The organism is Streptomyces sp. TRM64462 (assembly GCF_013362995.1).
Classification (GTDB): Bacteria; Actinomycetota; Actinomycetes; order Streptomycetales; family Streptomycetaceae; genus Streptomyces.
In genome coordinates, this window is record NZ_JABWDV010000459.1 from 66,243 (window position 1) to 87,608 (window position 21,366).

Sequence of the window (21,366 nt, forward strand, 5' to 3'; positions counted from 1 at the left end):
GGGGCCAGGGGGGCGACGGACCCGAGGGGCCAAGGGGCCCGAGGAGGCCAAGGGGCCAAGGGGCCCGAGGGGCGACGGGTCCGAGGGGCGACGGGTCCGAGGGGCGGTGCTAGAAGCCCAGTTCCTTGGGGTTCTCCGGCTGTTCCAGGGGCGGGAGCCCGGCGAGGGCGTCCCAGGGCACCTGGCGGCGGCGCAGGTCGGCGCGGATGTGCTCGGCGACCTTCCTGGTGTCGCGGCGGTTCATGACGGCGCCGACGGCGGCGCCCACCATGAACGGGATCAGGTTCGGCAGGCTGCGGATCGTGCGCTTCATGATCTGCTGGCGCAGCTCGCGCCTCACCCGTCCGCCGAGTGCGGCGTTGACCGTGGCCGGCTTGGTGACGTCGATGCCGCGCTCCTCCGTCCAGGAGGTCAGATACGCCATCGCGCGCTGTTTGAGGTTGCCCGGCGGGCGGAGGCCGTAGACCTCGTGGAGTTCGGCGATGAGCTTGAGCTCGATCGCCGCGACGCCCGTGATCTCCGCGGCCAGCTCGGCCGGCATCGCGGGCGGTACGGGAAGCATCGCGGCCGCGCCGACGCCGGCGCCCACCGTGGCGGTGGCGCCTGCCGCGCCCGCGACCAGTTTGTCCGCGAGCTCCTCGGGGCCGAGGCCCGGGAACTGCCTGCGCAGGGTGGCCAGGTCCCGTACGGGAACGCGGGGGGCGTTCTCGATGATCCGGTCGGCCACATGGGCGAGGCCCGCCCTGGCGCCCTCGCCGCTCTTCCGCACGCCCCGCCTGACGGCCTCGATGCCGCGGGTGCGGGCCGTGCCGCCGTGGGCGCGGGCCGAGGAACGGCGTACCCGGAGGGGATGCGCCGCCCGGCCGGCTCGTCCGGCTCGTATGCTGCCCGGCCCTGTGTTCCCGGTTGCTTCGAGCGAGGCCGGGTGGCCTCGCTCGTCGTCACGCGCGCCGGGCGAGGGCAGGGGGGCGGAGTGCTCGGTGGGCGCCTCGTGAGCGCCCGGATCCGGGCCTGTGCCGCCCTGATGGGCCTCCGGCTTCCCAGGGAGCCGGAAGCGCCGCTTCCGAGACGGGGTGTCGCCTGCCACGGCCGACCGGACCTCAGTCGCAGTCTCGGCAGATCGGCTGACCGTTCTTCTCACGAGCCAGCTGGCTGCGGTGGTGCACCAGGAAGCAACTCATGCAGGTGAACTCGTCCGCCTGCTTCGGCAGGACCCGGACGGCCAGCTCCTCGTTGGAGAGGTCGGCGCCCGGCAGCTCAAGGCCTTCGGCGGCCTCGAACTCGTCGACGTCGACCGCGGAGGTCGACTTGTCGTTCCGCCGGGCCTTCAGCTCTTCGAGACTGTCCTGGTCGACGTCGTCATCGGTCTTGCGTGGGGTGTCGTAGTCCGTAGCCATGTCACTCTCCCCCTCTGGGTGTTTGCGGTGTCTCCAGCGCACGTAACGCGTGAGAGGCCGGACTTGTGCCCGACCTGAGGCGGAGATTTTGCCTCACATCAAGGTCTGTTACTCAATCGACACCCAACCGGACCCCTCACGAGTGATCGGCTTTGGGTGGCGAACGGGACCGTACACGGTCGTGATCGTGCGCTTCACAGGCACCACCCCGTGCACTTCCCGTAATCCTAGCCCCTAAAAACTTGGACTTTTCCTACTTTTCCGACACTAAAACTGGTCACGCAGTGTGAATGGCCGGAAGTATGCCGCTGTGATCGATCACACAGGAGGCCGCCGTCCACGGCCGCGGAAAATTCCGCGTACAGCGAACAGCCGTGTCCTCCGAGCGGATGTCAGCGCGGCAGAGTGACGCGCATCACGAGCCCGCCGCCCTCACGCGGCTCGGCCGTGATCCGGCCGCCGTGGGCCCGCGTGACCGACCGCACGATGGACAGCCCGAGGCCGACACCCCGGTCGCTGCCGGTGCGCTCCTCGCGCAGCCGCCGGAACGGCTCGAAGAGGTTGTCGATCTCGTACGCGGGGACGACCGGGCCCGTGTTGGACACGACGAGCACCGCCTGACCGTGCTCCACGGACGTCGTCACCTCCACCCAGCCGTCCTCGGGCACGTTGTACCGGACGGCGTTCTGGACCAGGTTCAGGGCGATCCGCTCCAGCAGCACGCCGTTGCCCTGCACCACGGCGGGCGCGGTGCTGACGCGGAACGCCACGCCCTTCTCCTCGGCCTCGCCCCGCACCTGGTCGACGGCGCGGGACGCCACCTCCGCGATGTCGACGGGCTTGCGCTCCACGATCTGGTTCTCGCTGCGGGCGAGCAGCAGCAGGCCCTCCACGAGCTGCTCGCTGCGCTCGTTGGTGGCGAGCAGCGCCTTGCCCAGCTCCCGGAGCTCCACGGGAGCCGCGGGGTCGGAGAGGTGGACCTCCAGGAGGGTGCGGTTGATCGCCAGCGGGGTGCGCAGCTCGTGCGAGGCGTTGGCGACGAACCGCTGCTGGGCGGTGAAGGCCCGGTCCAGCCGTTCCAGCATGTCGTCGAAGGTGTCCGCCAGCTCCTTCAGCTCGTCGTCGGGCCCGGCCAGCTTGATCCGGCGGGTCAGGTCCGAGCCGGCCACCTGGCGGGCGGTGCGGGTGATCCGGCCAAGCGGGGACAGCACACGGCCGGCCATGGCGTAGCCGAAGGCGAAGGCGATGATGCTCAGCCCGAGCAGGGCGAAGAGCGAGCGGCGCAGCAGGTCGTCCAGGGCCAGGTCGCGCTGGTACTGGAGGCAGGCGGCCACGGCCTCGTTGAACTCTTCCGTGGTCACCGGCCCGGGCAGCTGGCACCAGCTCTTGGTGGGCCGCACCTCACCGCGCAGGATGTCGAACGGCAGGTCGTCGGTGCTGATGTACAGCGCCTGCCGGGTGAGCAGGTAGATGATCGACAGCAGCATCACACCGGCGATCAGGAACATGCCGCCGTACAGCAGGGTGAGGCGTATCCGGATCGTCGGCCGCAGGAGGGGCCGGGCCGGGATCCGGGGGTCCCAGGTCGGTTTCGGGGGCGCCGCTCGTGGCGAGGGGGTGCTTGCCACGGGTCAGATCCGGTAGCCGGAGCCCGGCACGGTGATGATGACCGGGGGCTCGCCGAGCTTGCGGCGCAGCGTCATCACCGTGACGCGGACGACGTTGGTGAAGGGGTCGGTGTTCTCGTCCCACGCCTTCTCGAGGAGCTGCTCGGCGGAGACCACGGCGCCCTCGCTGCGCATGAGCACTTCGAGCACGGCGAACTCCTTGGGCGCGAGCTGCACCTCGCGGCCGTCGCGGAACACCTCGCGCCGGTTGGGGTCGAGCTTGATGCCGGCCCGCTCCAGGACGGGCGGCAGGGGCACGGTGGTGCGCCGGCCGAGTGCCCGGACGCGGGCGGTGAGCTCGCTGAAGGCGAACGGCTTGGGCAGGTAGTCGTCGGCGCCCAGCTCCAGGCCCTCCACGCGGTCGCTGACGTCGCCGGACGCGGTGAGCATCAGCACGCGGGTCGGCATGCCCAGCTCGACGATCTTGCGGCAGACGTCGTCGCCGTGGATGAGGGGGAGGTCCCGGTCCAGGACGACCACGTCGTAGTCGTTGACGCCGATCCGCTCCAGGGCGGCGGCCCCGTCATACACGACGTCGACGGCCATGGCCTCCCGGCGCAGACCGGTGGCCACCGCATCGGCGAGCAGCTGCTCGTCCTCGACGACGAGTACGCGCACGGCGCTGTTCCTTCCTCCGAGCCCGGAAACGGGCAGATCTTCGACGCACTCGGGTGAGCCGGTGCGCTGCCCATCCTGCCCCTTACGCGCGTAAACCGGCAGTAAGGCGGCCGGTGGCCGGCTCCGGTGAGCGGGGTGCGGGCCGCTGCTTTCGCGACACTCGCGGATTTTTGAGGTTTCCCTGAGGTTGCCCCGGGGGAGGACGACTGCACACCCGAGATCACGCCCTGTATGGGGCACGCCACGGGCCGCTCTGTCCCCCAGAGACCTGCAGGCGATGTGCGTGATCCGACCACACCCTCGGCACACCCCCGTGCCACCGACCCATGACGAGGGGGCGCATCATGGACGCTTTCACCGCAGGACTCCTGCAGCGCATAAGGGCCACGGAGAGTGACCTGACGCGCGCTCGCGAGTCGGGAGACGACTTCCTGGCCGATGTGGAGCAGGCCGAGCTCGACGATCTCCGCCGCCTTGCCGCCGAGCACGGCGTCGAGGTCTCGTCGACGAGCGTCTGACCCGCGAGCGCGGGCCCGAGGGCCCCGGCGTCCATGGTGGCGCCGGGGCCCTCGTGCGTGCCGTCCTGGGCTCGGCCCGGCCTGTTCCGCCCTGGGGCGGCTCAGTCGTGCCAGGCGCCGAGGTCGTCGAGGAGCCGCTGGAGCGGTTCGAACACGCCGGGGCTCGCCGCGACGGTCAGGTCGTCGGTCGGGGGCCCACCGGGCCGGCCGCCGGTCAGGGCCCCGGCCTCGCGCGCGAGGAGGGCGCCCGCGGCGCGGTCCCAGGGCCGCAGCCCGCGCTCGAAGTAGCCGTCCAGGCGGCCGGCGGCGACGTCGGCCAGATCGACGGCGGCCGAGCCTCCGCGGCGTATGTCCCGCAGCAGCGGGATCAGCCGGTGGGCGACCTCGGCCTGGTGGGCGCGGACCTCCGCCACGTAGTTGAAGCCGGTCGACACCAGGGCCTGGTCCAGCGGCGGGGCGGGGCGGCAGCGCAGCCGCCGCTCCCCCAGGTAGGCGCCACGGCCGCGGACGGCGTGGAACGTCTCGCCGCGCATCGGCACCTCGACGACCCCGACCAGGGCCTCGCCGTCCCGTTCGGCGGCGATGGACACCGCCCAGGTGGGCAGGCCGTACAGGTAGTTGACCGTGCCGTCGAGCGGGTCGACGACCCAGCGGATGCCGCTGGTGCCCTCGGTGGCGCCGCCCTCCTCGCCGAGCAGCCCGTCGTGCGGGCGGCGCTCAGCGAGGAAGTCGGTGATCAGCTTCTCGGCCGCGATGTCCATCTCGGTGACCACGTCGATGGGGCTCGACTTGGTCGCGGCGACGCCCAGGTCCGCCGGGCGGCCGTCGCGGAGCAGGGCGCCTGCGCGGGTGGCTGCCGCCAGGGCGACGCCCAGCAGTTCGTCCAGAAGCGGGTCCGTCACGGTGGTCTCCTCGTGGGTGGTGCGGATGGGGCGCCTGCGGCGGGCCTCTCCCCCACCCCGCCCCTTCCCGAAACTGGAGGCTCCGCCCCCAGACCCCCGGTATCGCGGCTTCGCCGCTCGTCCTCAAACGCCGGACGGGCTGAGTTTTCGGGGAGGGGCGGGATGGGGAAAGCGCACCGCCTACGCGTACGGGCTGTCCGCGCCCGCCGCCGCCGGGCGCTCCGCGCGGGCGGGGCAGCAGCCGATCGGGCACAGGTCGTGCGACGGGCCCAGCGCGCCCAGGGCGCAGCGCTCCACGCGCGTGCCCCGCTCGACGGCGGCGCGCTCCAGGAGCAGGTCGCGGACGGCGGCCGCGAACCGGGGGTCGGCGCCCACGGTGGCGGAGCGGCGCACCGGCAGGCCCAGCTCGGCGGCCTTCGCGGTGGCCTCGGTGTCGAGGTCGTACAGGACCTCCATGTGGTCCGAGACGAAGCCGATCGGGACCATCACGACCGCCGGTGCGCCCTCCTTGTGGAGGTCCTCCAGGTGGTCGCAGATGTCCGGCTCCAGCCACGGGATGTGCGGGGCGCCGCTGCGCGACTGGTAGACGAGCTGCCACGGGTGGTCGACGCCGGTGCGCTCCCGTACGGCCTCCGCGACGAGCCGGGCGACGTCCAGGTGCTGCTTGACGTAGGCGCCGCCCTCGCCATGGTCGTGGACGGGTCCGGAGGTGTCGGCGGCGGACTCGGGGATCGAGTGCGTGGTGAAGGCGAGGTGGGCGCCGGTGCGGAGCGGCTCGTCGGCATCGCCCAGCTCGTCCAGCGACTTCAGGACGCCCTCGACCATGGGCTCGATGAAGCCGGGGTGGTTGAAGTAGTGCCGCAGCTTGTCGACCCGCGGCAAGGGCAGGCCTTCCGCTTCGAGGGTGGCCAGCGCGTCCGCGAGGTTCTCGCGGTACTGCCGGCAGCCGGAGTACGAGGCGTACGCGCTGGTGGCGAGGACGGCGATACGGCGCCGCCCGTCGAGGACCATCTCGCGCAGCGTGTCCGTCAGGTACGGCGCCCAGTTTCGGTTGCCCCAGTGGACCGGGATGTCGAGGCCCGCGCCCGCGAAGTCCTCGCGCAGGGCGGCGAGCAGGGCCCGGCACTGGTCGTTGATGGGGCTGACGCCGCCGAACATGAAGTAGTGCCGGCCGACCTCCTTCAGGCGCTCCTTGGGGATGCCCCGGCCGCGCGTCACGTTCTCCAGGAACGGCACCACGTCGTCGGGGCCCTCGGGACCGCCGAAGGAGAGCAGCAGCAGAGCGTCGTACGGGGCGTACGGGGCGAGATCACGCTGGTCGGGCACACGCTGATCGGACATGGCACCGATCCTGCCACCCGCCGCTGACAGCCGGAAAACCGCCGTGCGCCGTCACCCGTCCGGCCGTAATCTGTGAAGGCTGCCCCTATGCCTTACCCGGCAGACCCGGTCCACCGTTCTCGTGTCACCGGCCGCCGCTCGCCCTGAGAGACCTCTTTGCCCAGTCCCTATCGCGCGATCTTCGCCGTCCCCGGCACCCTGGGGTTCTCCGCCGCCGGCCTCCTCGGACGCATGCCGCTGTCCATGCTCGGCATCGGCATCGTGACCATGGTGTCGCAGCTCACCGGCCGCTACGGCCTGGCGGGCGCGGTCACCGCGACGCTCGCCGCCTCGGCCGCCGTGCTGGGCCCGCAGGTGTCGCGGCTGGTCGACCGGTACGGGCAGCGCAGGGTACTGCGCCCGGCGACGCTGGTGTCGGTGGCCGCGGTGGCGGCGCTGCTGGTGTGCGCCCGGCGGGGGCTGCCGGACTGGACGCTGTTCGTGTGCGTCGCGGTGGCCGGGTGCGTGCCCAGCGTCGGCGCGATGACCAGGGCCCGGTGGGCGGCGATCTACCGGGGTGAGCCGCGGCGGCTGCACACGGCGTACTCGCTGGAGTCGATCGTCGACGAGGTGTGCTTCATCTTCGGCCCGATCGCGTCGATCGGCCTGTCCACGATCTGGTTCCCGGAGGCCGGCCCGCTGCTGGCCGGTGTCTTCCTGCTGATCGGTGTGTACTGGCTGACGTCCCAGCGCGGTACGGAGCCGGCGCCGCATCCGGTGGAGGGGCACGCGCGCGGTGGCAGCGCGCTGCGCTCGCCCGGTCTTCAGGTGCTGGTGGCCGCGTTCGTGGCGACGGGCGCCATCTTCGGCGCGGTCGATGTGGTGACGGTGGCGTTCGCGGAGGAACGCGGCCACAAGGCGGCGGCGAGCCTGGTGCTGGCGGTGTACGCGCTGGGTTCCTGTCTGGCGGGGGCCGTTTTCGGGCTGCTGCACGTCAAGGGCGAGCCGTCCCGCAGATGGGTCGTGGGTGTCTGCGCGATGGCCGTGAGTATGATCCCCCTCCAACTGGCCGGGAACCTGCCGTTGCTGGCCGTGGCGCTCTTTGTCGCGGGCCTCGCCATCGCGCCGACGATGGTGACCACCATGGCCCTCGTCGAGGCGCACGTACCGCGCAGCAAGCTGACCGAGGGCATGTCCTGGACGAGTACGGGGCTCGCGGTCGGTGTGGCGCTGGGCTCGTCGGCCTCCGGCTGGGTGGTCGACGCGCACGGTGCGGCGGCGGGGTACGCGGTGCCCGGCGCGGCGGGTGTGCTCGCGGCGGTGGTGGCGTTCCTGGGGTACCGCCGGCTGCGCAGGCCGGTGCCGACGCGGGAGGGGCAGCGTGAGCAGCAGGACGCGGAACAGCCTGAGCAGGGGGAGCGGCCGGTTCGGCCGGAGCGGTCCGGGCAGCCCGAGCGGCCCGAGCGGCACCTGGCGTAACTGGGCGGGGAACGTCGCCGTCCGGCCCGCGCGGGAGGCCCGCCCGGCGTCGGTCGAGGAGCTGGCCGACACGGTCAGGTCGGCGGCCATGGAGGGGCTGCGGGTCAAGACGGTCGGTACGGGCCATTCGTTCACGGCGATCGCCGCGACGGACGGGCTCCTCGTACGGCCCGACCTGCTGACCGGCATCCGGCGGATCGACCGCTCCGCGATGACCGTGACGGTGGAGTCGGGCACGCCGCTGAAGCGGCTGAACGAGGCGCTGGCCAGGGAGGGCCTGTCGCTCACGAACATGGGCGACATCATGGAGCAGACGGTCGCCGGCGCCATCAGCACGGGGACGCACGGTACGGGCCGCGAGTCGGCGTCGATCGCCGCGCAGATACGGGAGTTGGAGCTCGTCACGGCGGACGGCCGGGTGATGAGCTGCTCGGTGAAGGAGAATCCGGAGGTCTTCGCCGCGGCGCGGGTAGGGCTCGGCGCGCTGGGCGTCGTGTCGGCGGTGACGTTCGCGGTCGAGCCGCTCTTCCTGCTCACCGCGCGCGAGGAGCCGATGACGTTCGACCGGGTCACGGCGGAGTTCGACGCCCTGTACGCGGAGAATGAGCACTACGAGTTCTACTGGTTCCCGCACACCGGCAACTGCAACACCAAGCGCAACAACCGCAGCGCGGGTCCCGCCGCGCCTCCCGGGCGGCTCAGCGGCTGGTTCGAGGACGAGTTCCTGTCCAACGGGGTGTTCCAGGTGGCCAATTCCTTCGGCCGGGCGCTGCCCGCGGCGGTGCCGGTGATCGCGAAGGTGTCCAGCCGGGCGCTGTCGGCGCGTACGTACACCGACATCCCGTACAAGGTCTTCACGAGTCCGCGGCGGGTGCGCTTCGTCGAGATGGAGTACGCCGTCCCGCGCGAGGCGGCGGTGACGGCGCTGCGGGAGCTGAAGGCGATGGTCGACAGGTCGCCGCTGCGCGTCAGCTTCCCGGTGGAGGTGCGGACGGCGCCCGCGGACGACATCACGCTGTCGACGGCATCGGGCCGGGACACCGCGTACATCGCGGTGCACATGTACCGGGGGACGCCGTACCGGGCGTACTTCACGGCGGCGGAGCGGATCCTGACGGCCCATGGCGGGCGGCCGCACTGGGGGAAGGTGCATACCAGGGACGCGGCCTATCTGGCGGAGGTGTACCCGAGGTTCGGTGAGTTCACGGCGCTGCGCGACCGGCTGGACCCGGACCGGACGTTCGGCAACCCCTATCTGCGGCGGGTGCTGGGCGACTGATCGCGGATGCCGGGACGGTGACGGTGCGTCCACTGACCCGGGATCAATTCAGGAGGCTGTGATTCCGGTCATGGCCGAGCAGTGTCGTTTCAGCCAGTTCTGTGAAGGACGCACCGCCGGGGTACGGCGCGGCGGTCCCGGCCGCCGCGCGCCGCGACAACTTCGGCGGCGCGCCGGTCCACCCGGATGGCCCGAATGGAGTACTGTGGCGAACCCTGGGCATCGGTCCCTTACGGGTGTCCGGGATCAACGGGAGGGGCCGAAAATGGCACTCGATCCGGCGGCGCCGCGGCACCGTACGGGGGCCTACTGCGCAGCGTGACCAACCAGTTACGCTCTGTTGCGGAATAGGTAACCGTGCCATAACGGCGTTCCAGGGCCCATGCCCGACACGCCGGGCAACTCGGCAAGGTTGTGGCAGGCTGCACCCGGGCAGGCCACACTCGACTAGCGGAAGCAGCGACGCACGTGACGTCGGCAGGCACCACCCGGGAGGTCCCCATGCCCGAACTGCGTGTCGTGGCCGTCTCCAACGACGGCACACGACTGGTGCTGAAGGCTGCGGACAACACGGAGTACACGCTTCCGATTGACGAGCGGCTGCGCGCGGCCGTCCGCAACGACCGCCCCCGGCTCGGCCAGATCGAGATCGAGGTCGAGAGCCATCTCCGCCCCCGCGACATCCAGGCGCGTATACGGGCCGGTGCCTCCGCCGAGGAGGTCGCCCAGCTCGCGGGCATCCCGGTCGAGCGCGTCCGCCGCTTCGAGGGCCCGGTCCTGGCGGAGCGCGCCTTCATGGCGGAGCGGGCCCGTAAGACCCCGGTCCGCAGGCCCGGCGAGAACGCGGGGCCGCAGCTCGGCGAGGCGGTGCAGGAGCGGCTGTTGCTGCGCGGCGCCGAGAAGGACACCGTGGCGTGGGACTCGTGGCGCCGGGACGACGGCACCTGGGAGGTGCTGCTGGTCTACCGGGTGGCCGGCGAGGTCCACACGGCGAGCTGGACGTACGATCCGCCGCGCCGGCTGGTGCAGGCCGTCGACGCGGAGGCGCGGGCGCTGATCGGCGAGACCGACGACACGGTCGCCGTCCAGGAGCCGAGCTTCCCGTTCGTCCCGCGGATCGCGCGGCTGCCGCGCGACCGGCCGCTGGACCGTTCCCTCGACCGCGCCCAGGCCGAGCGTCCTGCGCCGGCGGGCGCCGAGCCGGACGAGGAGCAGGAGCGGGACTCCCTGACCAGCCTGCTGGAGGCCGTGCCGAGCTTCCGCGGCGACATGGTCGTACCCGAACGCCCGCCCACGCAGGACGCCCCGGCGGAGGAACCCGAGCAGGAACCGGCGGCGGAGGAGGAGCGGGCGGCACCCGCCGCTTCGGCCGGCGCCGGATCGGCGTACGCGGACGTGCTGATGCCCCGCTCGGTGAGCGGCCACCGCGACCGCCTCGTCGGTACGACGGACCGCCAGGCGGAGGCCGACGGCGTCCGCCCGGGCCGCCGCGCGGCGGTCCCGAGCTGGGACGAGATCGTCTTCGGCACCCGCCGCAAGAAACAGGAGTAACCCCCCGCACCCCCGGCCCCACGCCGAGCACAGCACCGGCTCCCAGCACCGGACCCCCGGCCCCACGCCGTGCACAGCACCGGCTCCCGGCACCGGACCCCCGGCCCGGCTCCGCGCCGGGCACGGCTTCGGCACCGGCTCCCGGTACCGGCATCGGCCCGGCTCCCAGCACAGGCACAGGCTTCGACTCGGCACGGCGCTCGGCTCGGCACGGGACGGCTCGGCACGGAACGGCACTCCGCTCGGCATGGGACGGCTCGGCGCGGGCCTGCTCGGCACGGAACGGCACGGAACGGCTCGGGCAGCTCGGCACGGAACAGCTCGGGCGGCTCCGCTCGGATGGACCGGCACGGAGCGGCTCGGCTCGGCTCCCAGCACGGGTACCGGCTTCGGCGTCGCCACCGGCTCCGGGCTTCGGCGGCGGCTCCGGGCCCTGGCTCCCGGCCGCGCGCCGGGCACAGCTTCGGCGCCAGCCCCCCCCCGGCCCCGTGCCGGGCACGGCCTCAGCGCCGGTCCCCGGACCCGGCTCCCGCCCCCGCGCCGGGCACGGCCTCGGCGCCGGTCCCCGGGTTCGGCTCGGCCGTGCCGGGGTCGGAGCGGGGGCGTGTCGGGGGGGAACTCCCCCGGTGGTCAGCCGCGTTCGGGGCCGGTGGCGATCGGGCGGGACGGGTCGCGGGACCACTCGGACCACGAGCCCGCGTACAGCGCCGCCCGTACACCCGCGGCCTCCAGGGCCAGCACCTCGTGCGCCCCGGACACGCCCGAGCCGCAGTAGACGCCCACGTGCGGGGCGTCCGCGGCGCCCAGCTCCTTGAAGCGGGCCGCCAGCCGCGCCGCCGGCAGGAAGCGCCCGTCCTCTGCGACGTTCTCGGTGGTCGGCGCCGACACCGCGCCCGGGATGTGCCCGGCCTTCGGGTCGATCGGCTCCACCTCGCCCCGGTACCGCTCCCCCGCCCGCGCGTCCAGCAGCAGACCCGTACGTGCCACGGCCGCCGCGCCGTCCGCGTCCAGCAGCGGCAGCGCGCCCGGCCGCGGTACGAAGTCGCCCTGCTCCGGCTCGGGCACCGCCGTGGTCAGCTCCCCGCGCCAGGCGGCGAGCCCGCCGTCCAGGACCCGTACGTCGCGGTGGCCCGCCCAGCGGAGCAGCCACCAGGCCCGCGCCGCCGCCCAGCCCTGGCCGCCGTCGTACGCGACGACCCGCGAGCCCGCCGAGACGCCCGCAGCGCGCATCGCGGCGCCGAACACCGCGAGCTCCGGCAGCGGGTGCCGGCCGCCGGCGCCGGGCGCACCGGCCAGTTCGGTGTCGAGGTCCACGTACACGGCGCCGGGGATGTGCCCCGCCTCGTACGCCGGCCGTCCGGGCGGGCCGCCGAGCTCCCAGCGGACGTCCAGGAGGACGAGCCTCCCGGGGGCGGACTCCCCGGGCCGGCCCGCCTGGCCCGCCTGGCCCGCCAGTTCGGCGGCGAGCTCCTCGGGGCTCACGAGGGGATGCGGTGCGGTGGTGGTCCCGTCAGTGTTCATACCTGCATCCTTGCGCAGACACGCCCCGGACCGGGACCCGCCGTGGACGGATGGTCCACGAAATTTCGGGCATCCTCCTGCGGGATCGCGCCAAACCACGGCGCGGCCGGGGCGCACCGCTCGGCCGGCGGTGCAAGCATCTGACGGGGCGTGAAGCCGCTGGCTGGTGCGGTGTACGCCCAGGTCCCCCCGCACGGCCACGACGATGGTCCGAGGAGAGAGTGACGATGACCGAGGCGGCTCGGCGCAAGCCCGGCGCACCCTGTTGGGTGAGCTTGATGGTGCACGGCCTTGACGTGACGAAGGAGTTCTACGGGGAGCTGTTCGGCTGGGACTTCCAGCCCGGCCCGCAGCAGCTCGGCCCGTACGTGCGCGGGCTGCTCGACGGGCGCGAGGTGGCCGGGATCGGTCAGCTCCCGGCCGACCGCGATCTGCCGATCGCCTGGACCCCGTACCTGGCGTCGGACGACGCCGACGAGACTGCCGAATCGATCCACTGCAGTGGCGGCACGGTCGCCGTCGGCCCGCTCGACGCCGGTGACGCGGGCCGTATGGTCATCTGCTCCGACCCGTCGGGCGCGGTGTTCGGGGTGTGGCAGGCGGCGGCGCACCTGGGCACGGCGGTCGCGGGCACACACGGCACCCCGGTGTGGAACGAACTGCTCACGTACGAGACCGAGTCGGTGACGAAGTTCTACCGGACGGTCTTCGGCTACGAGCTCGATCCGCTGGTCTCCGCCGACATGGACCTCGTGACGCTGCTGGTGGACGGGCGGCCCGTCGCGTCGCTGCACGGGGCCGGCAACGCGCTGCCGCGCGACCGGGGCGCGCACTGGATGACGTGGTTCGAGGTGGCCGACCCGGACGCCTCGGCGGCGCAGGTGAAGGAGCTGGGCGGTCAGGTGCTCCAGCCGGCGCACGACGACACGAGCGGACGGCGCGCGGTGGTCGCGGACCCGGAGGGCGCGGTGTTCACGATCGTACGGTCGGCCGGTCACTAGTGGGAGCTGACCGGTCACTGAGCGGGGTGCTGTCCCCGGCGCTGACCGGTCCTGCCGCTCGACGCGGTCGATTCCGTACATCAACAGTGGTCACCTCGACCGGAATCGATCGGATCTTGACCTAGGTCGCTCAAGGGGTGGCCCTCGTTCCGGCACAGGCACGGGGCGAACCCGAACTGACTATGCTCCCCTCCGTGTTGCGCTGCTCACACAGCGAGTAACCGGACTCTGCTCTGCGCGCTGTTCCGCGCGCCTGTCGGCGCACCGCAGCACTCCCAGCCCACTGATCGCAGACTGTTTGGGGACCCGTCGATGGTTCGTGCAGGTTCACCGCCCGGAGCCCGGCCGCGTGCCGTGGCGTCGGCATGGCTCCTCCCACCTGGTGTCCTGGCCGGGGCCTGCGCAATAGCGCTGATCACCGTCCCGTCGCAGATACGCCCGGCGGTCGCCTGGTGCGGCCTCGTCGCGGTCGTGCTGACGGCCATCACCTCGGCCGAGACGGCCCGGAGGGGGCGCTCGGCGGAGGCGGCCCGCCACGCCAGGGCGACCGCCGGTGTGCAGCAGTACTACACCCAGCGGGAAGCCGCGTTGCTCACGCGGCTCGAAGATCAGCGGACCACCACCGTCTGGCTCGCCGACGAGCTGCTGCCGGCGGCGGTCGCCCGTCTGCAGAGGGGTGAGCCCGCGTCGGAGATCATGCTCACGGTGAAGCTCGGGGACCACCTCGACAGCGAGTTCGCCGATGCGCTCAAGTCCGCCCTGAGGAAGCTCCTGGAAGCCGTGGAGGCTGAGGAGCGGACACGGGACTCGTCCCAGCGGGCCCTGGTGTCGATCGCCCGCCGAGTCCAGGCGATCGTGCACCAACTCGGCAAGGAACTGCACGAGATGCAGCTCCTGCACGGCACGGACCTCGTGGTCTCCCAGGGCCTGCAGACCATCGATCACCGCAACGCCCTGATCGGCCGCCTCGCGGCCAGCGTCGCGGTGCTCGGTGACTCCCGGCCCGGGCGCCAGTGGTCGAAGCCCATCTCCCTCTACGACATCGTGCGCGGTGGCATGTCGCGCATCGTGGAGTTCCCCCGGGTCAAGCTGCAGTCGATCGCCGAGGTCGCGGTGATCGGCAAGGGCGCCGAGCCGCTGATGCACCTGCTCGCCGAACTGCTCGACAACGCCACGACGTTCTCCCCGCCGAACAGCCCCGTCCAGGTGAGCGCGAGCGAGGTGCCGTCCGGCGTCGCGATCGAGATCGAGGACCGCGGGGTCGGGCTCACCGAAGAGGTCAGGCAGCGCATCGACCGCGTCATGGCGCACGCGACGTCCGACACCCTCGACCTGGGAGACCTCGGCGAGACGACGCAGCTCGGCCTGTCCGTGGTCAGCAGGCTGGCCAAGAAGAACGGCCTCGTCGTCGACCTGCGCACCTCCGTGTACGGAGGCGTCCGGGCCGTCGTGCTCGTACCGCGGAGTCTCATCACCACCGCTCCGCAGCCCGCCTACAGAATCCCGCAGCCCGCCCCGCACCACCGGGGCGCACCGAACGTGCCGAGGCCGACGATGACGCGCGACGCCGCCGCGGATTCCGTCGAGGTCCAACAGACCGCCAACGGACTGCCGCAGCGGCGACGCCAGTCGCCCGTCCCGACACCGGTCGTCCGCACGACGGCCGATCCCCCCGCGGCTCCGGCCGCCTCCTCACGCAGGGACAAGCCGGCCCGGGAGCCGGGCCTGTTGTGGGAGGCGTTCAACGGCGTGAGACCGCGCACAACCCCTGCCAGCCAAACCAGCGAGCCATCAGATAAGGGTGAGTAACCGTGCCGCCACTGCCCAACATGGACTGGATGCTCACGGACCTCGCGTCCAGCGTCCCGTATGTGCGACACGTGATCGCGCTGTCCGCGGACGGCCTGTGCATCGGCCAAGCGAACACGGAGGCCGACACCGCCGACGCGATCGCCGCCGCCTGCTCGGGCGTGCAGAGCCTGTCGAAGGCCATCGCGCAGAAGTTCCCGCACGGGGACGGCTCGATGAACATGGTCGGGATCGAGGTCGACGGCGGGTACTTCTGCCTCATGGCCGCCGGACCGGGCGCCTACCTCGCGGTGCTGGCCGACGACGGGGTGGACGCCCTGCTGCTGGGCGACCGCATGCGTGTGCTGGTGCACCGGATCGGCCAGCACATCGCCAGCCCGCCACGCGACGACATCGGGCAGGCGATGTGACATTAGAGCGCCAGGACAACTGGGACGAGTCCGCCCCTGTCCCGCTGTATGTCATCACCGGTGGCCCCGTTCCGGCCGCCAAAGGCTTCGACCTCGTCACCCTCGTCGTGTCGAGGGCCACACCCGAAGCCGGCATGCAGCCCGAGCAGGCGGCCATCCTCGACCTGTGCCACTACCCGCTGTCGGTGGCCGAGGTCTCCGCACATCTCAGCCTGCCGTTCAGTGTCGTCACGGTGCTGCTCTCCCAGCTCGTCGAGGACGAGCGGGTGGAGGCCACCGCTCCCGTCCCTGTCACGGCGGTTCCCGAACTCGGCCTACTGGAGGCGGTGATCCATGGACTACGTAAGCTCTGACTCCCCCGCCGCCGGGCCCCGCGGCTCGGACATGCCGCTGCCGTACGGCGCCAGGGGCGTGAAGGTCGTGATCGTCGGCGGCTTCGGCGTCGGCAAGACGACCATGGTCGGGGCGGTGAGCGAGATCCCGCCCCTGACCACCGAGGAAACCATGACGCAGGCCGGCGTCGGGATCGACCACAATCCCGGGGCGGCGGGCAAGAACACCACCACCGTCGCCATGGACTTCGGCCGCATCAGCATCAACGAGCAACTGATCCTCTATCTCTTCGGCACACCGGGCCAGGAGCGCTTCTGGTTCCTGTGGAACGGCATCTTCGAAGGCGCTCTCGGCGCCGTTGTCCTCGTCGACACCCGGCAGATCGAGGTCTGCTTCGAGATCATCACCCGTCTGGAAGACCGCCGCGTCCCCTTCGTCGTGGCCGTCAACACCTTCCCCGATGCTCCGCAGCACCCGATTCCCGCCCTGCGCACCGCTCTGGCCCTCAACGAATCGGTGCCCATCATGACCTGTGACGCACGCGACCGGTCAGCCAGCCGCGACGCCCTGCTGTCACTGATGGGCTATCTGCGCACCCTCGCCGCCGCTCAGGAGTCCGCATGACCGTCCCGCCCCCTGACCGCACCGCGACCGACCCGGGGCTCTCCCCGCCCCCGGGCTGCCCGGCCCACGCCGCCACAGGCCCCGGCGGAATCGCCCGGCTCTACGGACCGGCCGCCGCGACCGACCCCATGGGCCTGTACGAGAAACTGCGTGCCGCCCACGGACCGGTGGCGCCCGTCCTCCTCGAAGGGGACGTCCGGTCCTGGCTCGTGCTCGGGTACATGGAGAACCGCGATGTGGCGAGCCGCGCCACCCAGTTCTCGCGTGACTCCCGCCTCTGGCACGGCTGGAGCAGCGGTGAGATCGACACCACGAACTCGCCGCTGCTCCCCTTGATCGCATGGCGTCCCGACTGCGCGTGCGCCGACGGCGAGGAGCACCAGCGCCTGCGCGGCGCGGTCACGGCCAGCCTCAACCAGTTCGACCAACGCGGGGTCCGCCGCCACGTCACCCGCTTCGCCCACCAGCTCATCGACGAGTTCTGCGAGGACGGCAAGGCGGAGCTGATCGATCAGTTCACCGAGCATCTGCCCATGCTCGTTCTCACCTACCTCCTCGGAATGCCGGACGCGTACGGTCCCAAGCTGGTGCGCAACTGCCGTGACCTGATCAAGGGCTCCGCGGACGCGGTGGCGCTCAACGCCAGCCTGGTGGCGACCCTCGAACAGCTCGTCACCGCCAAGCGCGCCCTGCCCGGGAACGACATCGCGTCCGTGCTGATGACCCACCCGGCCCGCCTCAGCGACGAGGAGGTGATGCACCACCTGCGCCTCATGCTGCTCGCGGGCTACGAGACGACCGCCAATCTGATGGCCAACGTGCTCCGTATGGCGGTCGTCGACCCGCGGTTCCGCGGATCGCTGGCCGGCGGCCAGATGACCCTGCCGGAAGCGGTGGAGCAGGTCCTCTGGGAGGAGCCGCCGCTGATGGTGACCCCGGCCCGCTGGGCCACGGGTGACACCACGCTCGGGGGTCAGGAGATCAAGGCGGGCGACATGCTCATGCTGGGCCTGGCCGCCGGAAACGTCGACAAGGCCATCCGCCCGAACTCCGCGACCCGCATCCACCACAACCGGGCGCACCTGGCCTTCAGCACCGGCACCCACGAATGCCCTGGTCAGGACATCGCCCGTCTCATCGCCGACACGGGCATCGACATCCTGCTCACCCGTCTTCCCGACGTCGTCCTGGCCGTCCCCGAGGAAGAGCTGAGCTGGCGCTCCTCCACCTGGAGCCGGCATCTGACGGCGCTGCCCGTGAAGTTCACGGCCCGTACGCCGGAGTCCCGTGATGTCGTGGCACCGCTGCCCGCCCCGCCCGCGCCGCACACCGGTACGGCGCCGGCGGTACCGCTGCCGCTGCCCGAGCCACAGGTGACGGCCCGTGCCGAACCCGGCGTCTCGTGGCGGGCACGGCTGATGCGGTTCCTGCGGAGGCGGTAGGCCTCTCAGGCGGGGGTGACCGGCAGGACGTCCGGAGAGAGGGCGCCCGCGCGGGCCGAGGCCGCGGTCATACGGCGCCGGTGGTGGCGTCGGCACAGCACCTCGTACCCGACCTCGTCACCGGCGTTGACATCGCCGACGACGACCTGGGCGCCCTCGACGACCATCACCCCGCCGACGGTGCGCGCGTTGTGGGTGGCGCGCGCACCGCACCAGCACAGCGCCTCCACCTGGAGCACCTCGACACGGTCGGCCAGCTCCACGAGCCGCTGCGAGCCGGGGAAGAGCTTGGAGCGGAAGTCGGTCGTGATACCGAAGGCGTACACGTCGAGTTCGAGGTCGTCGACGACGCGGGCGAGCTGGTCGATCTGCTCCGGTGCGAGGAACTGGGCCTCGTCCGCGATGACGTAGTCGCAGCGGCCGCCGCGCGACAGGTGATCGACGAGGTACGCGTAGAAGTCGAAGTCCCCCGCCGCCTCGACGGCGTTGGTGACGAGGCCGAGGCGGGACGAGAGCTTGCCCTCGCCGGCCCGGTCGTTACGGGTGAAGATCATGCCCTGGAGGCCGCGCGCGGACCGGTTGTGCTCGATCTGAAGAGCGAGGGTGCTCTTTCCGCAGTCCATCGTTCCGGAGAAGAACACCAGCTCGGGCATGGGAAGGTGACGACCTTTCGGGTCTGTTGAGGGCCGGGCGGGGCGGCGGGCGGGCGGCAGGCGGTTGCGCGTTATGAACGTACTTCGAGCAGCGGTACGAGCTGCTCGGCGGCGGTCATCGAGCCGTGCATGCCGGTCATCGCCGACTCGTGGGGCTCGTTGAGGGACGCGATGATCGCCACGTCGTCGTGGGCGGCCGCGACGACGTCGCCGATCCGGCCGTGCACGCGCTCGTCGATGTGCGGGCCGAACCAGCCCGCGGCGACGGCCTCGTCGCGGCTCGCGACCCAGAACCGGTCGCCGAGCACCTCGCGCCAGCAGGCCAGCACGTCGGCCTCGGCGCCCGGTACGGCGTAGACGTGGCGGGCGCGGCCCTCGCCGCCCAGCAGGGCGACGCCGGCGCGCAGCTCCCAGTCCTCGTCGAAGTCGATACGGGAGTCCTCGTCGAACGGGATGTCCACCATGCCGTGGTCCGCGGTGACGTACAGGGCCGCGCCGGGCGGCAGTTGCTCGGCGAGGCGGCGGACGAGCTGGTCGGCGTGCATGAGCTGGCCGCGCCAGGCGTCGGAGTCGACGCCGAAGCGGTGGCCCGCGCCGTCGACCTCGCTGTAGTACGTGTAGACGAGCGTCCGGTCGGCGGCGCCGAGCTGCCGCGCGGCCAGGTCCATGCGCTCCTCGCCGGAGAGCCGGCCGTGGAACGTTCCGCCACTCAGCGCGATCTTGGTGAGCGGCGTGTCCTGGAAGGCCGGGGACGACACCTGGGCGGTGTGGACGCCGGCGGCGTCGGCGAGCTGGAAGAGCGTGGGGTACGGCTGCCAGACGTGCGGCGGTGTCCAGGGCCGCCAGCGGAGCTGGTTCATCAGCTCGCCGGTGGCGGGGTCGCGGACCGTGTACCCGGCCAGGCCGTGCGCGCCCGGGTGCAGGCCGGTGCCGACGGAGGCGAGGGACGTGGCGGTGGTGGCGGGGAAGCCGGCGGTGAGGGGGCGGCCGGTGCCGCCGAGTGACGAGCCGAGGAGGGAGGTCAGGAAGGGGGCTTCGGCGGGGTGGTTCCCGATCTGCTCCCAGCCGAGCCCGTCGATGAGGAAGACGCACACCCGGTCGGCGGGGGTCAGCTCCGGGATGCGGTGCTCGCAGCCGGGCACGCCGAGGCCGGCCGCGAGGGTCGGCAGCAGGTCGGCGAGTGAGCCGGAGCCGTACGCGGGGAGGGGCGCGGTGTCGAGGGCCAGCGGGACCGGGTCTTCCGGCCAGGCGGAGGCCGTGGCGGTGGGCTGCGCCATCAGCGGGTGGCCGCGGTGGCTTCGGACAGGGCCTGGGCGAAGAGCAGGGCCTGGCGGACCGTCTCCGGGCCGTCGCCCGCCTCGCTGACGCGGAGGCTGAGGTCGTCGGCGGTGGAGTTGCCGGTGTAGCCGTGGTCGGCCTCGCAGTTCGGGTCGCCGCAGGCGGCCGGCTCCAGGTCGATGCGGGAGACGGCGCCCCAGCCGATGGTGAGGACGACCTCGCGGGGCAGGGTGCCGGGCGTGTAGGCCTCGGGGTTGGCGACCACGCGGCTGAGGACCACGGACGAGATCCGGCCGAGCTTCACGGACTCGGTGGACGTCGTCGCGTACGGGGTCGGGGACGTCGTGTCCGCGTTCTGCTCGTCGGTGTGGCTGACGATGAAGCGGGTCGACGTGAGGACGAGGACGGTGACGTGGCGGCGGACCTCGTTCGCGTCGAACGTCGTCTCCTGGTGGACGAGGTACGACACGATCGGCTCGCCGCCGACGGCGGCCTCCACCGCCTCGGCCACGAGGGCCGGGTAATAGCCACTGCGCTCGATCGCCGCGCGCAGCCCCTGGGTCGTCGTACCGGTCTTCGCCATGCGCTCCATCCTACGGGGCGCACAGGGCCCCGGTGACGGCCCTGGAGCGGGGTGCGGGCCTTCAGCAGCTGTTCAGTAGCTGGGCAGGCGGCGGGGGCCGAGGTCGGTGCGGGCGGGGGGCGGGGCGAGCCGTACGGTCGCGCCGAGCACGGCGAGGCCGTGCGGGGCGACGACGACGGGCTCCAGGCCGACGGCGACGATCTCGGGGTGGTCGTCGACCAGCAGGGACACGCGCAGGAGCAGCTCTTCGAGGGCGGCCGTGTCGACCGGGGCGGAGCCGCGCCAGCCGAAGAGGAGCGGGGCGGTCCTGATGGACCGGATCTGTTCGGCCACCTCCTGGTCGGTGGCGGGAACCAGGCGGTGCGCGGTGTCCCCGAGCAGCTCGGATGGCGCACCGGCGAGGCCGAAGGACAGGACGGCGCCGACGGCCGGGTCGATGGCAGCCCGTACGACGGTGTCGACACCGCGCGGGACCATCGCCTGGACGACCGGCTGGAGCTCCGCGGGCTTGCCCAGCGTGTCGGTGAGCTCGGCGTACGCGGTGCGGAGCTGCTCCTCGGTCGCGAGGTCGAGGCGTACGCCGCCGAGGTCGGGGCGGTGGCGCAGGTGCGGGGCGGTGGTCTTGAGCGCGACCGGGTAGCCGAGGCGGGCGGCGGCGCGTACGGCGGTGTCGGCGTCGGGGGCCGGGAGCGCGGGGCGTACCGGGATGCCGTAGCGGGCGAGGAGCTCGTGGGCGTCGCCGGGGGCGAGCGTGATGCCGTGCTGCCCGACACCGCCGGTGCCCTGCCGGGGCGTCGCGGGCGCGTGGAGCAGCCGGTCGATCAGCGCGGCGGCACCCGCCTCGTCGACCGCGTCCAGCTCGGGCACCCGTCCCGGTTCGGCGGCCTTCCGCCGCCACTCCGCGTACTTCACCGCCTCTCCCAGCGCCCGCACGGCCCGTTCGGCGGCGGGGTAGGCGGGGATGTGCCGGGGGGCGGGGGC

The 21,366-nt window shown here is 72.5% G+C and carries 21 protein-coding genes; 10 read left to right on the plus strand and 11 right to left on the minus strand.

Annotation, left to right across the window (positions count from 1 at the left end):
* Positions 1 to 109: 109 nt before the first annotated feature.
* The 4 genes from HTZ82_RS30365 to HTZ82_RS30380 form a co-directional block, all read right to left on the minus strand.
* Positions 110 to 1,087 (minus strand): hypothetical protein, encoded by a 978-nt coding sequence (locus HTZ82_RS30365; RefSeq protein WP_175412610.1) that lies wholly within the window; start codon positions 1,085 to 1,087, stop codon positions 110 to 112.
* Between the two features lie 13 nt (positions 1,088 to 1,100).
* Positions 1,101 to 1,397, minus strand: coding sequence for a DUF4193 domain-containing protein (locus HTZ82_RS30370; RefSeq protein ID WP_010471668.1), 297 nt, complete (start codon positions 1,395 to 1,397; stop codon positions 1,101 to 1,103).
* A gap of 392 nt (positions 1,398 to 1,789) precedes the next feature.
* Complete coding sequence (locus tag HTZ82_RS30375) at positions 1,790 to 3,025, minus strand: cell wall metabolism sensor histidine kinase WalK (RefSeq protein WP_175412611.1); 1,236 nt, start codon at positions 3,023 to 3,025, stop codon at positions 1,790 to 1,792.
* A gap of 3 nt (positions 3,026 to 3,028) precedes the next feature.
* Positions 3,029 to 3,682 carry a response regulator transcription factor gene (locus tag HTZ82_RS30380; protein WP_175412612.1) on the minus strand — a complete coding sequence of 218 codons (654 nt, stop codon included), beginning with the start codon at positions 3,680 to 3,682 and terminating at the stop codon, positions 3,029 to 3,031.
* A 344-nt stretch (positions 3,683 to 4,026) separates the two neighbouring features.
* Here HTZ82_RS30380 and HTZ82_RS30385 point away from each other — a divergent pair, with 344 nt between their 5' ends.
* Positions 4,027 to 4,200, plus strand: coding sequence for a hypothetical protein (locus HTZ82_RS30385; RefSeq protein ID WP_175412613.1), 174 nt, complete (start codon positions 4,027 to 4,029; stop codon positions 4,198 to 4,200).
* Between the two features lie 101 nt (positions 4,201 to 4,301).
* Here HTZ82_RS30385 and HTZ82_RS30390 read toward each other — a convergent pair whose 3' ends face one another.
* A complete protein-coding gene (locus HTZ82_RS30390; RefSeq protein WP_175412614.1) occupies positions 4,302 to 5,102 on the minus strand; it encodes an inositol monophosphatase family protein in 801 nt (266 codons plus the stop codon).
* Between the two features lie 180 nt (positions 5,103 to 5,282).
* A complete protein-coding gene (locus HTZ82_RS30395; protein ID WP_175412615.1) occupies positions 5,283 to 6,443 on the minus strand; it encodes a ferrochelatase in 1,161 nt (386 codons plus the stop codon).
* A gap of 156 nt (positions 6,444 to 6,599) precedes the next feature.
* On the opposite strand from HTZ82_RS30395, the gene HTZ82_RS30400 reads away from it, so the two are divergent.
* From HTZ82_RS30400 to sepH, 3 genes are all read left to right on the plus strand, one after another.
* On the plus strand, positions 6,600 to 7,901 hold the full coding sequence (locus HTZ82_RS30400; protein WP_175412616.1) for an MFS transporter: 1,302 nt from the start codon (positions 6,600 to 6,602) through the stop codon (positions 7,899 to 7,901).
* A complete protein-coding gene (locus tag HTZ82_RS30405) occupies positions 7,828 to 9,180 on the plus strand; it encodes a D-arabinono-1,4-lactone oxidase (RefSeq protein ID WP_175412632.1) in 1,353 nt (450 codons plus the stop codon). Before HTZ82_RS30400 ends, HTZ82_RS30405 begins: the two co-directional genes overlap by 74 nt.
* Positions 9,181 to 9,648: 468 nt before the next feature.
* Complete coding sequence (gene sepH, locus HTZ82_RS30410; RefSeq protein ID WP_175412617.1) at positions 9,649 to 10,731, plus strand: septation protein SepH; 1,083 nt, start codon at positions 9,649 to 9,651, stop codon at positions 10,729 to 10,731.
* A 630-nt stretch (positions 10,732 to 11,361) separates the two neighbouring features.
* Here sepH and HTZ82_RS30415 read toward each other — a convergent pair.
* Positions 11,362 to 12,252: a sulfurtransferase gene (locus HTZ82_RS30415; RefSeq protein ID WP_175412618.1), complete on the minus strand. Its 891-nt coding sequence runs from the start codon at positions 12,250 to 12,252 to the stop codon at positions 11,362 to 11,364.
* Between the two features lie 227 nt (positions 12,253 to 12,479).
* On the opposite strand from HTZ82_RS30415, the gene HTZ82_RS30420 reads away from it, so the two are divergent.
* From HTZ82_RS30420 to HTZ82_RS30445, 6 genes are all read left to right on the plus strand, one after another.
* Entirely contained in the window at positions 12,480 to 13,253 is a 774-nt protein-coding gene (locus tag HTZ82_RS30420; protein WP_175412619.1) for a VOC family protein, read from the plus strand.
* Positions 13,254 to 13,607: 354 nt separating this feature from the next.
* Positions 13,608 to 15,062 carry a sensor histidine kinase KdpD gene (locus tag HTZ82_RS33000; protein WP_175412620.1) on the plus strand — a complete coding sequence of 485 codons (1,455 nt, stop codon included), beginning with the start codon at positions 13,608 to 13,610 and terminating at the stop codon, positions 15,060 to 15,062.
* A gap of 20 nt (positions 15,063 to 15,082) precedes the next feature.
* A complete protein-coding gene (locus HTZ82_RS30430; protein WP_175412633.1) occupies positions 15,083 to 15,472 on the plus strand; it encodes a roadblock/LC7 domain-containing protein in 390 nt (129 codons plus the stop codon).
* Positions 15,469 to 15,825, plus strand: a complete 357-nt coding sequence (locus tag HTZ82_RS30435; RefSeq protein WP_175412621.1) for a DUF742 domain-containing protein — start codon at positions 15,469 to 15,471, stop codon at positions 15,823 to 15,825. Before HTZ82_RS30430 ends, HTZ82_RS30435 begins: the two co-directional genes overlap by 4 nt.
* Complete coding sequence (locus tag HTZ82_RS30440; RefSeq protein WP_175412622.1) at positions 15,806 to 16,429, plus strand: ATP/GTP-binding protein; 624 nt, start codon at positions 15,806 to 15,808, stop codon at positions 16,427 to 16,429. Before HTZ82_RS30435 ends, HTZ82_RS30440 begins: the two co-directional genes overlap by 20 nt.
* The gene (locus HTZ82_RS30445; protein WP_175412623.1) at positions 16,426 to 17,871 is read left to right on the plus strand and encodes a cytochrome P450; all 1,446 of its coding nucleotides are present in this window, start codon (positions 16,426 to 16,428) and stop codon (positions 17,869 to 17,871) included. Before HTZ82_RS30440 ends, HTZ82_RS30445 begins: the two co-directional genes overlap by 4 nt.
* Positions 17,872 to 17,876: 5 nt before the next feature.
* Here HTZ82_RS30445 and HTZ82_RS30450 read toward each other — a convergent pair whose 3' ends face one another.
* The 4 genes from HTZ82_RS30450 to HTZ82_RS30465 all read right to left on the minus strand — a co-directional run.
* Entirely contained in the window at positions 17,877 to 18,524 is a 648-nt protein-coding gene (locus HTZ82_RS30450; RefSeq protein ID WP_175412624.1) for a thymidine kinase, read from the minus strand.
* A 71-nt stretch (positions 18,525 to 18,595) separates the two neighbouring features.
* Entirely contained in the window at positions 18,596 to 19,801 is a 1,206-nt protein-coding gene (locus tag HTZ82_RS30455) for an alkaline phosphatase family protein (protein ID WP_175412625.1), read from the minus strand.
* On the minus strand, positions 19,801 to 20,385 hold the full coding sequence (locus tag HTZ82_RS30460; protein ID WP_175412626.1) for a DUF5998 family protein: 585 nt from the start codon (positions 20,383 to 20,385) through the stop codon (positions 19,801 to 19,803). The genes HTZ82_RS30455 and HTZ82_RS30460 overlap by 1 nt, the downstream gene beginning before the upstream one ends.
* Before the next feature lie 72 nt (positions 20,386 to 20,457).
* Positions 20,458 to 21,366, minus strand: a 909-nt coding sequence (locus tag HTZ82_RS30465; RefSeq protein WP_175412627.1) for an acetate--CoA ligase family protein, incomplete at its 5' end; no start/stop codon positions are given.